12 protein-coding genes are annotated in these 15,760 nt (G+C 71.6%); 9 read left to right on the top strand and 3 right to left on the bottom strand.

What is annotated here, in order from left to right; translation table 11 throughout:
* Window positions 1-13: 13 nt before the first annotated feature.
* The 7 genes from ACWD5Q_RS16225 (at window position 14) to ACWD5Q_RS16195 (ending at window position 8,588) form a co-directional block, all read left to right on the top strand.
* The gene (locus ACWD5Q_RS16225; RefSeq protein WP_451427634.1) at window positions 14-1,051 is read left to right on the top strand and encodes an ABC transporter ATP-binding protein; all 1,038 of its coding nucleotides are present in this window, start codon (window positions 14-16) and stop codon (window positions 1,049-1,051) included.
* A gap of 28 nt (window positions 1,052-1,079) precedes the next feature.
* Window positions 1,080-2,294: an ABC transporter substrate-binding protein gene (locus tag ACWD5Q_RS16220; RefSeq protein ID WP_451427633.1), complete on the top strand. Its 1,215-nt coding sequence runs from the start codon at window positions 1,080-1,082 to the stop codon at window positions 2,292-2,294.
* Between the two features lie 10 nt (window positions 2,295-2,304).
* On the top strand, window positions 2,305-3,195 hold the full coding sequence (locus ACWD5Q_RS16215; protein WP_451427632.1) for an ABC transporter permease: 891 nt from the start codon (window positions 2,305-2,307) through the stop codon (window positions 3,193-3,195).
* A gap of 32 nt (window positions 3,196-3,227) precedes the next feature.
* The gene (locus tag ACWD5Q_RS16210; protein ID WP_451427631.1) at window positions 3,228-4,043 is read left to right on the top strand and encodes an ABC transporter permease; all 816 of its coding nucleotides are present in this window, start codon (window positions 3,228-3,230) and stop codon (window positions 4,041-4,043) included.
* A 90-nt stretch (window positions 4,044-4,133) separates the two neighbouring features.
* Window positions 4,134-5,132, top strand: coding sequence for a LacI family DNA-binding transcriptional regulator (locus ACWD5Q_RS16205; protein ID WP_451427630.1), 999 nt, complete (start codon window positions 4,134-4,136; stop codon window positions 5,130-5,132).
* Between the two features lie 251 nt (window positions 5,133-5,383).
* Entirely contained in the window at window positions 5,384-7,528 is a 2,145-nt protein-coding gene (locus ACWD5Q_RS16200) for a discoidin domain-containing protein (RefSeq protein ID WP_451427629.1), read from the top strand.
* 193 nt (window positions 7,529-7,721) lie between these two features.
* Entirely contained in the window at window positions 7,722-8,588 is an 867-nt protein-coding gene (locus ACWD5Q_RS16195; RefSeq protein ID WP_451427628.1) for a phospholipid scramblase-related protein, read from the top strand.
* Between the two features lie 112 nt (window positions 8,589-8,700).
* On the opposite strand, the gene ACWD5Q_RS16190 is transcribed toward ACWD5Q_RS16195, so the two are convergent.
* Both ACWD5Q_RS16190 and ACWD5Q_RS16185 read right to left on the bottom strand, forming a co-directional pair.
* A complete protein-coding gene (locus ACWD5Q_RS16190; protein ID WP_451427627.1) occupies window positions 8,701-9,741 on the bottom strand; it encodes a hypothetical protein in 1,041 nt (346 codons plus the stop codon).
* Window positions 9,738-10,616, bottom strand: coding sequence for a phosphatase PAP2 family protein (locus ACWD5Q_RS16185; protein ID WP_451427626.1), 879 nt, complete (start codon window positions 10,614-10,616; stop codon window positions 9,738-9,740). The genes ACWD5Q_RS16190 and ACWD5Q_RS16185 overlap by 4 nt, the downstream gene beginning before the upstream one ends.
* A gap of 204 nt (window positions 10,617-10,820) precedes the next feature.
* On the opposite strand from ACWD5Q_RS16185, the gene ACWD5Q_RS16180 reads away from it, so the two are divergent.
* Complete coding sequence (locus ACWD5Q_RS16180) at window positions 10,821-11,435, top strand: TetR/AcrR family transcriptional regulator (RefSeq protein WP_451427625.1); 615 nt, start codon at window positions 10,821-10,823, stop codon at window positions 11,433-11,435.
* Between the two features lie 155 nt (window positions 11,436-11,590).
* Here ACWD5Q_RS16180 and ACWD5Q_RS16175 read toward each other — a convergent pair whose 3' ends face one another.
* On the bottom strand, window positions 11,591-12,631 hold the full coding sequence (locus tag ACWD5Q_RS16175; RefSeq protein ID WP_451427624.1) for a DUF2510 domain-containing protein: 1,041 nt from the start codon (window positions 12,629-12,631) through the stop codon (window positions 11,591-11,593).
* A gap of 401 nt (window positions 12,632-13,032) precedes the next feature.
* On the opposite strand from ACWD5Q_RS16175, the gene ACWD5Q_RS16170 reads away from it, so the two are divergent.
* On the top strand, window positions 13,033-15,720 hold the full coding sequence (locus tag ACWD5Q_RS16170) for an ATP-binding protein (protein ID WP_451427623.1): 2,688 nt from the start codon (window positions 13,033-13,035) through the stop codon (window positions 15,718-15,720).
* Window positions 15,721-15,760: the final 40 nt, after the last annotated feature.

Raw genomic sequence — 15,760 nt, 5'->3', positions numbered from 1 at the left:
AAGGTTCCCGTCCATGGAGGGAAGTGCGATCCGGCTGCACGCGCTGCGGAAGGAGTTCGGTGACGCGACCGCGGTGGCCGGGGTCGACCTCGAGATAGCCGACGGGGAGTTCTTCTCGATGCTCGGCCCGTCCGGCTCCGGCAAGACCACCGTCCTGCGCATGATCGCGGGCTTCGAGAGCCCCACGTCCGGCGCCATCGAGCTGGCGGGCCAGGACGTCACCGGCCTCGCGCCCTTCGAGCGGGACGTGCACACCGTCTTCCAGGACTACGCGCTCTTCCCGCACATGACCGTCGAGCAGAACGTCGCCTACGGCCTCAAGGTCCGCAAGGTGCCCAAGGCCGAGCGGCTCGCCCGGGCCCGCGAGGCGCTCGCCGGCGTACGCCTCGAAGCCTTCGGCGAGCGGCGGCCCGGACAGCTCTCCGGAGGCCAGCGGCAGCGGGTCGCCCTCGCCCGCGCCCTCGTCGGCCGCCCCCGTCTGCTGCTCCTCGACGAGCCGCTCGGCGCCCTCGACCTCAAGCTGCGCGAGCAGATGCAGGTCGAACTCAAGGCGATCCAGCGCGAGGTCGGGATCACCTTCGTGTTCGTCACCCACGACCAGGAGGAGGCCCTGACGATGAGCGACCGCATCGCCGTCTTCAACCAGGGCCGCATCGAACAGGTCGGCGCCCCCGCCGAGATCTACGAGCGCCCCGCCACCGCGTTCGTCGCCGCGTTCGTCGGCACCTCGAACCTGCTCCAGGGCGCGGCGGCCGAGCGGGTCGTCGGCACCGCGGGCACGTACAGCATCAGGCCCGAGAAGATCCGGGTCCTGAAGGAGTCCGCCGACGCGGACGAGCCGGAGCACGCCACCGCCACCGGCACCGTCGCCGAAGTGGTCTACCTGGGAGACGCCACCCGCTTCCTCGTCGACCTCGACGCGGGCGGCCGTCTCACCGCGCTCCAGCAGAACCTGGAGACCTCCTCCGAGGACGTCGCCGCCTACCGCGGCACCCGGGTGCGCCTCCAGTGGCACCGCCGCCACGCCGTCCAGGTCCCCGACGCCCGCTGACCCCCCGCACCAGTCCCCACCGTCACGTATGGAGAACGTCGTGCGTCTCACCGTCGCCACCCTGAAAGCCACCGCCGCTGCCGCGGTGCTGCTCGCGGCCACCGCCTGCGGCTCGTCCGGCTCGGGTGGCTCCTCCTCGTCCACCGGCCTCAACCCGCCCGACCTGAAGGCGCAGTCGAAGCTGGGCACGTCCGAGGGGCAGGTCAACCTCGTCGCCTGGGCCGGCTATGTCGAGGACGGTTCCAACGACCCCAAGGTGAACTGGGTCAGCGACTTCGAGAAGCAGACGGGCTGTCAGGTTCACTCGAAGGTCGCGGCCAGCTCCGACGAGATGGTCAAGCTGATGAAGACCGGCGAGTACGACGCCGTCTCCGCCTCCGGCGACGCCTCCCTGCGGCTGATCGCCTCCGGCGACGCGGCACCGGTCAACACCGACCTCGTACCGAACTACAAGGACGTCTTCGGCGATCTGAAGCTCCAGGCGTGGAACTCCGTCCAGGGCAAGGCCTACGGCATCCCGCACGGCCGGGGCGCCAACCTGCTGATGTACAACACGGAGAAGGTCAAGCCCGCGCCGACGTCCTGGTCCGCCGTCTTCGACGACGCGTCGAAGTACAAGGGCCACGTCACCGCGTACGACTCCCCGATCTACATCGCCGACGCGGCGCTCTACCTGAAGGCCACCAAGCCCGAACTGAAGATCAAGAACCCGTACGCGCTCGACCAGAAGCAGTTCGACGCCGCCGTCGCCCTGCTCAAGCAGCAGAACGCGAACGTGGGCGAGTACTGGGGCGACTACCTCAAGGAGGTGTCCGCCTTCAAGAGCGGCGACTCCGTGGTCGGCACCACCTGGCAGGTCATCGCCAACCTCACGCAGAGCGAGGGCGCCAAGGTCAAGGCCTTCGTGCCCAAGGAGGGTTCGACCGGCTGGTCCGACACCTGGATGCTCTCGGCCAAGGCCAAGCACCCCAACTGCGCCTACCAGTGGATGAACTGGATCATCTCGCCGAAGGTCAACGCCCAGGTCGCCGAGTACTTCGGCGAGGCACCGTCCAACGCCAAGGCGTGCGAGGAGACCAGCGACAAGAACTTCTGCACCACCTACCACGCGGCCGACACGGCCTACTGGAAGAACGTCGCCTTCTGGAACACCCCCATCCAGCAGTGCCTCGACGGCCGTACGGACGTCAAGTGCGTGCCGTACGCCCAGTGGGTCCAGGCCTGGACCGAGATCAAGGGCTGAGGACACGACCATGACCGCCACCCTGCCGGCCGCCGGACGGACCCCCGTCCGGCGGCTCGCCGGGCTGCTGCACCGCCGCCCGCGGCTGCGGCTGTCCCTGCTGCTGACCGCGCCCCTGCTGTGGCTGGCCGTGCTCTACCTCGGCTCGCTCGGCGTGCTGTTCGTCTCCGCCTTCTGGACGACCGACTCCTTCACCTCCGAGGTGGTGAAGGTCTGGTCCACGGACAACTTCCAGGCGCTGGTGACCACGCCCGTCTTCCGGCAGGTGGTCCTGCGCAGCATCGGAGTGGCCCTCGCGGTCACCGTCCTGTGCGCGCTGATCGCCTTTCCCGTCGCCTTCTACACCGCACGCGTCGCGCGGCCCCGGTACCGCCCGCTGCTGGTGGTCGCGATCCTCACCCCGCTGTGGGCGAGTTACCTGGTCAAGGTGTACGCGTGGCGGCTGATCCTGTCCCAGGGCGGGCTCGCCGACTGGATGCTCGGGCCGTTCGGGCTGAGCGGACCCGGGTTCGGACTCCCGGCGGCCGTCATCACGCTGACCTACCTCTGGCTGCCGTACATGATCCTGCCGATCCACACGGCGCTCGAACAGCTTCCCACGGGCCTCCTGGACGCCTCCGCCGACCTGGGAGCGCGCCCCGGCCGCACCTTCCGCTCGGTCGTGCTGCCGATGGTGCTCCCGTCCGTGGCCGCCGGCTCGGTCTTCACCTTCTCGCTCAGCCTCGGCGACTACATCACCGTGCAGATCGTCGGCGGCAAGACCCAGCTGATCGGCAATCTCGTCTACTCCAACATCGAGCTCAACCTGCCCATGGCCGCCGCGCTGGGCACGGTTCCGGTGCTGGTCATCGTGCTGTACCTGCTGGCGATGCGCCGCACGGGCGCGCTCAGCAGCCTCTAGAACTCCGCAGCCTCCAGCAGGGGTACCCCGTCATGCAACTGTCCCGCTCCACGCGCATCGCGCTGCGCGTCGCCGCCGGCCTCGGCTTCGCGGTGATCTACGTCCCGCTCGCCCTCGTCCTGGTCAACTCCTTCAACCCGGACCGCAGCGCGAGCTGGCCGCCGCCCGGGTGGACCGTCCACTGGTGGTCGGTGGCCTGGGAGAACACGGGGGCCCGCAGCGCGCTGTGGGTCTCGGTGAAGGCGGGTCTCGGCGCCACGGCGATCGCGCTGGTGCTCGGCACGCTGATCGCGTTCGCGGTGGCCCGGCACCGCTTCTTCGGCCGCGACGCCCTCTCCTTCGTGGTCGTGCTGCCGATCGCGCTGCCCGGCATCGTCACCGGAATCGCGCTCAACTCGGCGTTCAGCACGGTCCTGGAACCGCTCGGGGTCGGTCTCGGCCTGTTCACGGTGATCGTCGGCCATGCCACCTTCTGCATCGTCGTGGTCTTCAACAACGTCGTCGCGCGGCTGCGCCGTACCTCCGGCTCGTACGAGGAGGCGGCGATGGACCTGGGCGCCGACAGCTTCCGCGCCTTCGTCGACGTCACGTTCCCGCTGGTGCGCTCGGCGCTGTTCGCGGGCGCGCTGCTCGCGTTCGCGCTCTCCTTCGACGAGATCGTGGTCACGACGTTCACGGCCGGTCCCGGCATCGAGACCCTGCCGATCTGGATCTTCGACAACATGACCCGTCCCCAGCAGGCCCCGGTCGTGAACGTGGTGGCGGCCGTGCTCGTCGTGCTGTCGGCGGTCCCGATCTACGTCGCCCAGCGGCTGTCGTCGGACACGGCCACGGAGAGCAGGATCTGACCGCACAGCGGGCCTCGGAGCGCCGGGAGCCGCTCTCCGCCGGACGACCGGCACGCAAACCGCTTGCATTTCTTGCGCTACTCTTGCGCAATGATGCGACGACTTGCTGAGGTGGCGAAGAAGGTCGGAGTCAGCGAGGCCACGGTCAGCCGGGTACTCAACGGCAAGCCCGGGGTCTCCGAAGCCACCCGGCAGGCGGTGCTCTCCGCGCTCGACGTCCTCGGCTACGAGCGGCCCACGCAGTTGCGCGGCGAGCGGGCACGGCTCGTCGGACTGGTTCTGCCGGAGTTGCAGAACCCCATCTTCCCCGCCTTCGCCGAGGTGATCGGCGGTGCGCTCGCCCAGCTCGGACTGACCCCGGTGCTGTGCACCCAGACCAAGGGCGGAGTCCCGGAGGCCGACTACGTGACGCTGCTGCTGCACCAGCAGGTCTCCGGGGTGGTCTTCGCCGGCGGGCTGTACGCGCAGACCGACGCCCCGCACGACCACTACCGGTTGCTCGCGGACCGCGACATCCCCGTGGTGCTGGTCAACGCGGCCGTAGAACACCTCGGCTTCCCCGGCGTCTCCTGCGACGACGCCGTGGCCGTCGAGCAGGCGTGGCGCCACCTCGCCTCGCTGGGGCACGAGCGGATCGGTCTGGTGCTCGGTCCGGGCGGCCACGTTCCCTCGGCCCGCAAGCTGGCGGCGGCGCGGGCGATCGCCGGGGAACTGCCGGACGCGTTCGTCGCCCGGGCCATGTTCTCGATCGAGGGCGGTCACGCGGCGGCTGCCAAGCTCATCGACCGCGGGGTCACCGGGTTCATCTGTGCCAGCGACCCGCTGGCCCTCGGCGTCGTGCGGGCGGCCCGCCGCAAGGGGCTCGACGTGCCCTCCCGGATCTCCGTCGTGGGCTATGACGACTCCGCGCTGATGAACTGCACGGAACCGCCGCTCACCACCGTCCGCCAGCCCATCGAGTCGATGGGGAAGGCCGTGGTCGAGTTGCTCAGCGGCCAGATCGGCGGGAGGTCCGTACCGGCGGACGAACTGCTCTTCGAGCCGGAGCTGGTGGTCCGTGAGTCGACGGCGCAAGCGCCTCGCGACTGAGATCCACCGCGCTGTCGAATAATTACATATCCTGCGCGACATCTTGCGAAGGGATCTCGGCGGTGCTTGAGTGTGCCCAGCCGAACTGCTCTTTGCCGCCCCACCCCCGCAGGCAGTACGAACGGGGCCGCCTTCCCAGGACGCGGCGGTCTGGCCGCGCGCCTGACCGCCGTCCCGCACCGCGCTATCCCACCCCCACCCGAAGGGATCAGCACATGCACGGCACCCGCACGGTCAGCTCTGTCAGGCGCATGCCAGCAATCGCGGCGGCCGTCGCCCTCGCGGCCGGCATGCTCGTCACCCTCGGCGCACCCGCCGCCCACGCGGCCTCGGGCGCCACCCTGCCCTTCACCTCGGTCGAGGCCGAGTCCGCCACCACCACCGGAACGAAGATCGGCCCCGACTACACCCAGGGCACCCTCGCCTCCGAGGCCTCCGGCCGCCAGGCCGTCCGGCTCACCTCCGGTCAGCGCGTCGAGTTCACCGTGCCCCGCGCCGCCAACGCCGTGAACCTCGCCTACAGCGTGCCCGACGGCCAGTCCGGCACGCTCAACGTGTACGTCAACGGGACCAGGCTGGCGAAGATCCTGCCCGTCACCTCCAAGTACTCCTACATCGACACCGGCTGGATCCCCGGCTCCAGGACCCATCACTTCTTCGACAACGCCCGCCTGCTGCTCGGCCAGAACGTGCAGCCGGGCGACAGGATCGCCTTCGAGTCGACCGGCCCCCAGGTCACCGTCGACGTCGCCGACTTCGAGCAGGTCGCCCCTGCCGCGACCCAGCCCGCCGGATCGGTCTCCGTCACCTCCAAGGGCGCCGACCCCAGCGGCCAGGGCGACTCCACCCAGGCCTTCCGCGACGCCATCGCCTCCGCCCAGGGGGGAGTGGTCTGGATCCCGCCGGGGGACTACCGGCTGACGTCCTCGCTGGGCGGCGTGCAGAACGTGACCCTCCAGGGCGCCGGCAGCTGGTACTCCGTGGTGCACACCTCCCGCTTCATCGACCAGTCCAGTTCCTCGGGCAACGTCCACATCCAGGACTTCGCCGTCATCGGCGAGGTCACCGAGCGCGTGGACTCCAGTCCCGACAACTTCGTCAACGGCTCACTGGGCCCGAACTCCTCCGTCTCCGGCATGTGGATCCAGCACGTGAAGGTCGGCCTGTGGCTGACCGGCAACAACGACAACCTGGTCGTCGAGAACAACCGCATCCTCGACACCACCGCCGACGGCATCAACCTCAACGGCACCGCCAAGGGCGTCCGCGTCCGCAACAACTTCCTGCGCAACCAGGGCGACGACGCGCTCGCCATGTGGTCCCTGTACTCGCCGGACACCAACAGCAGCTTCGAGAACAACACCATCTCGCAGCCCAACCTCGCCAACGGCATCGCGATCTACGGCGGTACGGACCTCGCGGTGCGCAACAACCTGATCTCCGACACCAACGCCCTCGGCAGCGGGATCGCGATATCCAACCAGAAGTTCCTGGACCCGTTCTCCCCGCTGGCCGGCACCATCACCGTCGACGGCAACACACTGGTGCGCACCGGCGCGATGAACCCCAACTGGAACCACCCCATGGGCGCGCTGCGCGTCGACTCCTACGACAGCGCCATCAATGCCGCCGTGAACATCACCAACACCACGATCACCGACAGCCCCTACAGCGCCTTCGAGTTCGTCTCCGGCGGCGGGCAGGGCTATCCGGTCCGGAACATCACGGTGGACGGCGCCACCGTGCGGAACACCGGCACGGTCGTCGTCCAGGGCGAAGCCCAGGGCGCCGCCACCTTCCGCAACGTCACCGCCACCGTCGTGGGCTCGGCGGGCGTCTACAACTGCCCCTACCCGGCCGGCTCCGGCGCCTTCACGCTCACCGACGGCGGCGGCAACTCCGGCTGGAACAGCACCTGGTCGGACTGCTCGACCTGGCCGCAGCCGGGCCAGGGCAACCCGCCCCCGGACCCGGGCCGCAACCTCGCCAAGGGCAGTTCGGCCACCGCGAGCGGCTCCCAGGACGTCTACACCCCGGGCAAGGCGGTCGACGGGGACGCGAACACCTACTGGGAGTCGACCAACAACGCCTTCCCGCAGTCCCTCACCGTCGACCTCGGATCGTCGCAGGCGGTGCGCCGACTGGTGCTGAAACTGCCGCCGCCCACGGCCTGGCAGGCACGCACCCAGACCCTCTCCGTGCTCGGCAGCACGGACGGATCCGGGTACACGACCGTGGTCGGCTCGGCGGACTACCGCTTCGACCCGGCGACCGGCAACACGGTGACCGTCACGCTGCCGAGCGGCACGAACCTGCGCTATCTGAGGCTGAACGTGACCGCCAACACCGGCTGGCCGGCCGCCCAGTTCAGCGAGGTGGAGGCCTACCTCTCGTGACGCCTCACAGAGACCTGACCCCCTGAGGAGCTCCGCGTCCCGCCGTCTGCCCGCCCCGGGTGAGGCGGGCGGCGGGCGCACACCTCACCCCGGGGGCAGGGGCGGTGGTCCCGGGCGGGGACGGTGGAGCCGGGATGCGGTGCCCGTATCGGGGGCTGGCCGAAAACCGCCGGGCTCGGGGTAGTGTGCCCCGGTGAGCACGCAATCGAACACACCTGCAGGGTGGTACCCGGATCCGCACGGTGCGCCGGGCACCCTGCGGTACTGGGACGGCGCCCAGTGGACCCAGCACACCCATACGGACCAGCAGGGCGGAACCGCCGCCCAGTCGACGTACCAGGCGCCCTCGGCGCAGCAGCAGCCGCACCAGGCATACGGTCAGCCGGCCGCCGCCTCCGACCCGCGCGTCCCGCGTCAGGTGCAGCAGCAGGCCGGGGTGGCGCCGAGCGGTGCCGCCGGCGGCACCCTGTTCAGCGAGCCGGTGCTGGTCGTGAACCAGAAGGCCAAGCTGATCGAGCTGACGAACGAGTACAGCGTCTTCGATCAGAACGGCAACCAGCTGGGCTCGGTCACCGAGGTCGGGCAGAGCGCGCTGAAGAAGATCCTGCGCTTCGTCTCCAGCCTCGACCAGTTCATGACGCACAAGCTGGAGATCCGCGACGCCCACGGGCAGCCGCAGCTCATGCTGGTCCGGCCCCGGAAGATCTTCAAGTCGCGGGTGCTGATCCAGCGTCCGGACGGACAGCCCGTGGGCGAGATCGTCCAGCAGAACATGTTCGGGAAGATCAACTTCGCGATGAACGCGGACGGCCGGCAGGTCGGCGCGATCAAGGCCGAGAACTGGCGCGCCTGGAACTTCTCGATCGTCGACCACGCCGGAAACGAGGTCGCCCGGATCACCAAGACCTGGGAGGGCCTGGCGAAGACGATGTTCACCACCGCGGACAACTACGTCCTGCAGATCCACTACCAGCTGCCCGAGCCGCTGCTCAGCCTGGTCGTGGCGACGGCACTGACCGTGGACACCGCGCTCAAGCAGGACTCCCGCGGATTGGGCTGAGCCCAGGGGCACGGGCGCACGCAGCCCTCGACCCGCGGGCGGCCGGCGCACCGAGCCCGGGGGCGGCAACGGCGGAGGCCGGCACGTATGCACACGTGCCGGCCTCCGCCGTTCACAGCGGGGTGAGGTGCCCCGGCGCCGGGGGTGCCGTCTGCTGGGGCGGCAACGACCGCTCGGCGGACACCGGCTCGGGCTTCAGCGCGAGCACCGCGGCCACGGGGTGGCCGGCGTCCGCCCCGGACACCGGCCATTCGGCGCCCCCGCCGGGCGTCGACGGGTCGCCCTCGTCCGCCGTCGGGGCGGGGACCGACCGCGACAGCGTCACCACGCCCCAGGACGCCACGGCCGCGCCCGCCGCCGTGAGCAGCAGGCCCGGCGCGCCGCCCTGGAGATGCTCGCCCAGGAACGACAGGCCGATCACCCCGGCCGCGACCGGATTGGCCAGGGTCACCATCGCGAGCGGTGCGCCGAGGCCGTCCTGATAGGCCGTCTGGGACAGCAGCAGACCACCCGTAGCGAACGCCGCCACCAGCAGCGCCACCACGACGACCTGCGCACTGAGCACCGGTTGTGACCGGTCCGTCGCCGCCACCGTCACGGTCTGCGTCAGCGCCGAGGCGACACCCGAGGCGACACCGGAGGCGGTCGCGTGCCGCAGTCCCGGGCGGGATCCCGTAGGAGTCCCCCCGGTCGAGCGCAGCCGCGCGTGGGGGCGGGCCAGCGTGCCGATCAGGGTGGCGGTCGCGCCCGCCACGGCCAGTGCCTCCGGCAGGCTGAGTACGTTGTCGGGTTCGGGCCCGGACGCCGTCACCAGCAGCGCGGCCAGACCGACCAGGGTGAGCGCGGTGCCCCGCCACTCCACCGCGCTGACCCGGCGTCCCGCCGCCCGTGCGCCGAGCGGCACCGCGGCGACCAGGGTGAGCGCGCCGAGCGGCTGGACCAGTGTCAGCGGGCCGAAGTTGAGGGCGGCGACATGCAGCAGGGCGGCGGAGGCGTTGAGGATCACCGACCACCACCAGGCGCCGCAGGCGAACAGGCGCAGCGTGCCGGTGCCTGAGGACCGGGCGGCCAGTCGTTCCTGGGCCACGGCGGCGGCCGCGTAGGCGACGGCGGAGAACAGCGACAGGACGACGGCGAGGAGCATGGCGTTCATCGGCTCGCTCCCACCAGGCCGGGGCCCCCGACCGCCGGGAACCCGGCGGTCGCGGCGTCGGGCGAGGACGCCGAGCGCCGGGCGGCCGGTGCGGGCTCGGTGGGCCGTGGCGCGGGCACGGTGAGGGGTGCCGTGGGCGACCCGTCCGCCGCCGCCGACGGCGCGCGGACCACCGCCAGTGCGAGTCCGAGCAGGGCGCTCGCCGCGATCGCGTCCAGCCAGTAGTGGTTCGCCGTGCCGACGATCACGACCAGGGTCAGCAGCGGATGCAGCAGCCACAGCCACCGCAGCCGGGACCGGGTGGCCGCGATCAGGCCGATCGCGACCATCAGGGCCCAGCCGAAGTGCAGCGAGGGCATGGCGGCGAACTGGTTCGCCATCGAGTCGGTCTCCGGCTGGGCCTCGTACACCGTGGGGCCGTAGACCTGCCCGGTGTCCATCAGATGAGCCACGTCCAGCATGCGCGGCGGGGCGAGCGGAAACGTCAGGTGCAGCGCCAGCGCGGCGCCGGTGACCAGGGCGAGGACCCGCCGGGCCCACAGGTAGTGGCCGGGGCGCCGTAGGTACAGCCAGACCAGGAAGGCGGCGGTGGCCGTGAAGTGGACGGCCACGTAGTAGAGGTTCGCGGCGCGGACGAGGGTGTCGCCGTGCAGCAGTGCGGACTGCACGGCGCCCTCGCCCGGCAGATGGAGGGAGCGCTCCCAGTGCCATACGCGGTGCGCGTTGCGGTAGGCCTCGACGGTGTGGCCGTTCGCCAGTTGCCGGCCGAGCTTGTAGACGAGGAAGAGCCCGGCTACCAGCAGAAGCTCACGGACAAGGGGCGGCCGGCGTATCGCGGCCGCCCCGTCGTTCTCAGGCTCGGTTCGGGAATCCATCCCCCGGCCCCTTTGCTGATGGTCTTGCGTGTGGTGGTGCGTGGTGAGCCCAGGACAGGGTCCACTCGACACACGAGTGGACCCTGTCCAAGGCTCATCGACACGCCAGTGTACCGATACGCTCCCGTATCGGTACACTGGCGTATCGCTACACTGGTGTGAAGCGGCCCGCGGGCCGAGATCACGACGGAGGAGGAGCCGGCCATGACGTCGCAGGCAGCGGACGCACCGGAGACGGTTGCCGCTTCGCGCCGCTCCAAACTCACGCCCCAGCGTGAACAGGAGTTCTTCGACGCCGTGCTCGAACAGATTCGCGAATGCGGCTACGAGGCGGTCACCATGGAGGGCATCGCCGCCAGCACGCGGTGCAGCAAGTCGACGCTGTACCGGCAGTGGAAGACCAAGCCCCAGTTCGTGGCCGCCGCCCTCAGGTCCCACCGCTGCGTACGGATCGCGGGCGTCGACACCGGTTCCCTCGCCGGGGACCTGCGCGCCGCCGCGCGGGCCGCGGCCGCGTGGTCCAGGCGTGACACCAAGCTGCTCCAGGCCCTCGGGCCGGCCATCATGCAGGACCAGGAACTCGCCCAGGCGCTGCGCGAAGCGCTCGTCGAACCCGAGATCAAGGCGCTGCAGGAGATCCTCCGGCGTGGGGTGGAGCGTGGCGAGGTGCCCGCCGACCACCCGGCCCTCGAATACATCCCCGCCCAACTGCTGGGCGTGCTCCGCGCCCGGCCCATGCTGGAGGGGCAGTACGCGGACGAGGAGTACCTCGCGCGTTTCGTCGAGGCGACGGTGCTTCCGTTGCTGGGCCTGATCTAGAGACCGGGCCGCCGTCCGCGGGATGACCGGACGTCGGCCCCAGCGCGCCGCACCGTGGGGACGGGGGCGGCGCGCGCCCCGGCCGGGTGGGGTTCCTCTTGAGCGGAGGGGAGCCCCACCCGGCCGCATCATGTCCGGCCGGGGCGGGCGGTGGTTCAGGCGTTCTGTCCGGCGCCGCCCGCGGACGCGGCCTTGATGCCCGCGGCGACCTGGTCGAGGACGGACGGCTTGGGCGCGTTCGCGCCGACGTCGATACCGAAGCGGACGACGACGAGCTGCCCGGAGCCGGCGGGCGAGGGGAACACGAGCGACTCGACATAGCCGTCCGCGCCCTTGCCGGTGACCGCCTTCCAGCGGACCAGGTAGCCCTTCTGCCCGGCCACCGTCACCGCCTTCGAGGCCAGCACCTGGTGCGAGGTGATACCGCCGTAGCTCGCGCCGCCGTAGGACTCCTCGGCGTTCTTGGCGATGTCCTGCTCGGCCGCGGCCTGAGCCGTGGTGGCCGTCAGTCCCTGCGCCTTCGCGGACGCCGAGTACGCCCCGCCGGTGTTGCACGTCTTCGATGTGTCACCAGGGCACTTGTACGCGTCCTTCGACTGGATCGCCGCCCCGCCCTCGATGAGGTTGCCGCTCCAGCCGTCCGGTACGGGGATGCTGATGCCGTTGAACGGGTCGGTGGCGTACCCGTCCTCGGTCCCCCCGGAGCCGCCCGGTCCGCCTGACCCACCGGGGCTGCCCGGTCCGCCTGACCCACCGGAGCCGCCCGGTCCGCCGAAGGGGCCGCCCTGGCCGCCTTGCCCGCCTTGGCCTCCCTGGCCCCCCGGACCGCCGAAACCGCCCTGGCCCCCCGGCCCCTGGGAGCGCGCCGAGTTCCCGCCGCCGCCGTGCGCGGTGAGCGCGTAGACACCGCCGCCTATGCCCGCGAGCACGGCGACCGCCGCCGTGACGGCTATCCCGGTCCGCAGCCGGCGCCGCGCCGGGGCGGGCGGAACGGCCGGATACGGCACGGCGGCGAACGGCCCGCCCGGATAAGCGCCGACGCCCGGCGGCTGGGCCGGCGGACCCCATGCGGCGGCCTGATCCGCAGGGCGGGTCCGGTCCGTCCACGCCTTGCCGTCCCACCAGCGCTCGGTGGCGGGCGCGTCACTTGTCTGTCCCGGGTCGGGGTACCACCCGGGAGGAGTCACCTGCGTCATGGGACCACCGTAGGAGGCATGCGTGAAAGCGGGATGAGAGCCCCCGGCCGGCCCGTGACCGACAGGGCGGAATCCGGCCGGGGGTGACGGACCGCGTGGTGACCAGCGGGCGGTGTCCGGCCGGAAAGTGGCGGACAGACGGCCGGCCGCACCCCGGGGACGGTACCGGCCCGGTCCGCCGTCGTTCTCCGGCGGGCCGTCAGTGACCGCCAAGGGGCGGTTTTTGCGAGAAATTGACCGGCGAAACCTTTCCCTGACTGGTTCGTGGCCCGTCGCGTCGTCCCCGCACATCGCGAGTCACCTATCACGGCACCAGGTGCCCCGACCCACCTCCCCCGGAGCCGGGGGACGGCTAGGCTCGATATCTGTACGTCGTATGGGCGACTTGGGGAGGTACCGGGATGACGCAGACACGGCCCGGACCGGCCGCTTCGGCTTCCCTCTGGGAACGCGACGCGGAACTCGCCGTCGTCACCGAGGCGGTGGACGCCTTACGCGACGACGCCTCGCCCTCCGCTGCGGGGAGCCTGCTGGTGATCGGCGGGGAGGCCGGCCTCGGCAAGACCGCGCTTCTGGCCGAGACACGCCGCATCGCCGAGCGGCGCGGCTGCACGGTGTGGTCGGCGCGCGGGGGCGAGACCGTCACGTCCGTCCCCTTCAACGTCGTACGGCAACTGCTCCAGCCCGCGCTGTTCTCCCTGATGCCGCAGGAGGCGCGGGAGTACCTGGGCGACTGGTACGACGTCGCGGGCCCCGCCCTCGGGATAGCGGAACCGGGCGAACGACACGCCGACCCGCGCAGTGTGTGCGACGGTCTGGTCGTCGCCGTCTCCCGGCTCGCCAAACGGGAGTGGCCCCTGGTCCTGCTCATCGACGACGCGCAGTGGGCCGACCAGGAGACCCTCCACTGGCTCGCCGCCTTCAGCGAGCGTCTGGACGAACTGCGCGTCCTGGTCGTGGTGGCCCTGCGCACCGGCGAGGTCACCGGGGACAGCGCCCGTCACCTCGACACCGTCGCCGTGGCCTCCCGCCGCCCGGTGAGCACGCTGAGCGAACTCACCTCCGACGCGACCGCCGGACTCACCCGTGCCACCCTCGGCGCGCACGCCGACGCCCCGTTCTGCCGCGAGGTGTGGGCCGTGACCGGCGGCAATCCGTACGAGACCGTCGAACTCCTCGCCAAGGTGCAGGACAGCCAGCTCGAACCGGTCGAGGCGTCGGCCGCCGAACTGCGCGCCCTGAACCGCTCTGCCCGCGGACACGGCCTCGTCGCCCGCCTGGAGGGCCTCGGCATCGATGCCACCCGGTTCGCCTGGGCCGCGGCCATCCTCGGCACCGGCATCACCGTGGAGCTGGTGGCCCGGCTCGCCACCCTGCGCTGTGCGGAGGCGGTGCGGTGCGCCGAACTCCTCGGCGCCGCCCGCATCCTGGCCGCGCCCGATCCGGCGGACCGTCAGGCGGTCTCCGGCGAGCTGGAGTTCGTCCACCCGCTGATCGCCAGCGCCGTCTACCGCTCCATCCCCGACGGGCTGCGCACCGCGATGCACGGCATCGCCGCCCAGGTCGTCACCGACTCCGGACTCGGTGCCGCGGCCGCCTCGCGCCACCTCCTGGAGGTCCATCCGGACGACGACGAGGAACTTGTCGAGCAGATGCGCGAGGCGGCACGCGAACACCTAGCCGTCGGCGCCCCCGAAGCGGCCCGCCGCTGTCTGGAGCGGGCCCTGCTGGAGCCGCCGCTGCCCGAGGTCCACCCGCATGTGCTCTACGAACTGGGCTGCGCCACCCTGCTGACCTCGCCCGCCACCACCATCGACTACCTCCAGGCGGCCCTGGCCCTGCCCGGACTGGAGGGCGAGGTGCGGGTCGACGCCGTCTGCCGCCTCTCCCAGGCCCTGTTGCACAACGACCAGCTGGACGAGGCGGTCCGCACCGTCGACGCGGAGGCCGCCCGCCTCGCACCCGGGCCCTCCCGGATGCGCCTCCATGCCGTGCACTACATGTGGGAGGGCATCCACGCGGCCGAGGAGGGCTCCCCGGACCGCTCGCGGGAGCTGGCCGAACTCGCCCGCACCTGCCCCGGGAAGGACAACTCCGAGCGCGCCCTGCTCATCCTGCGCGGCTTCGACGCGATGACCCACGGCGAGAACGCGGAGGAGGTCGTGGAGCTGTGCGACCGCGCCCTCGTCAACGGCCGACTCGCCCCCGGACTCGGCTGGACCGACACCGAGTGGGGTGTCGAACTGCTGCTGATGCTGGGCAGCACCTATGCCTACACCGACCGTCTCGACCGGGCCGAGAGCCTGTTCACGGAGGCCCTGCACGCCTACGAGAGAGCCCGGTGGAGCGGCGGCCATCTCGCCCTGGCCCACGCCTACGTCGGACTGGCCCACCGCAGACGGGGCCGCCTCAGAGAGGCGGAGGCCTCCCTGCGCGAATCCCTGCGTCTCGCGGAGCGCGTCGGCCGCGGACTGCCCCTGTACTGGTCCGCGACCTGCGGACTCGTCGACACCCTCCTCGCCCGCGGGCATGTCGAGGAGGCCTGGTCGATCGCCGACCGGTACGGTTTCGCGCCGCCGTACCCCTCCACCATCGTGCTGCCGGACACCCGGTGCGTCCGCGGCCGGCTGCTGCTCGCCGTCGGCCGGACCGAGGAGGGCGTGGCCGAACTGGAGGCCGCCGAGAAAGCGGTCGCCGGGCGCGGTCACAACACCGTGTCGGCTCCCTGGGCCGGCGACCTCGCCCGCGCGCTGGCCTTCGACGATCCGCGCCGTGCCGCCGAACTGGCCGTGACCGCCCGCCGGCAGGCCGAGCTGTTCGGCACGGACACCGCGATCGGCGAGGCGCTTCGCGTGGCCGCCGACCTGGAGACGGGCCGGCGTGCCGCCGCGCTGCACGCCCGGGCGGTGACCTGTCTGGAGGCGTCGCCCTGTGCCTACGAGCACGCGGTGGCCCGCGTCGAGTACGGCGTGGCCACCCGCTCGGCGGCCGAGCTGAACAGGGGGCTGACGCTGGCGCGGTCGTGCGGGGCGGACGGGCTGGCGGACCGGGCACAGGAGGCGCTGGAGGGCGGCCTGGGACTTGCGTGACGCTCTGGGACTTGCGTGACGCTCCCCCCGCGGTGCGCGC

The sequence above is a fragment of the Streptomyces sp. NPDC002513 genome, assembly GCF_053595355.1.
Note: the sequence above shows the minus strand (reverse complement) of the source record. Positions and strands in the feature narration are given on the sequence as shown.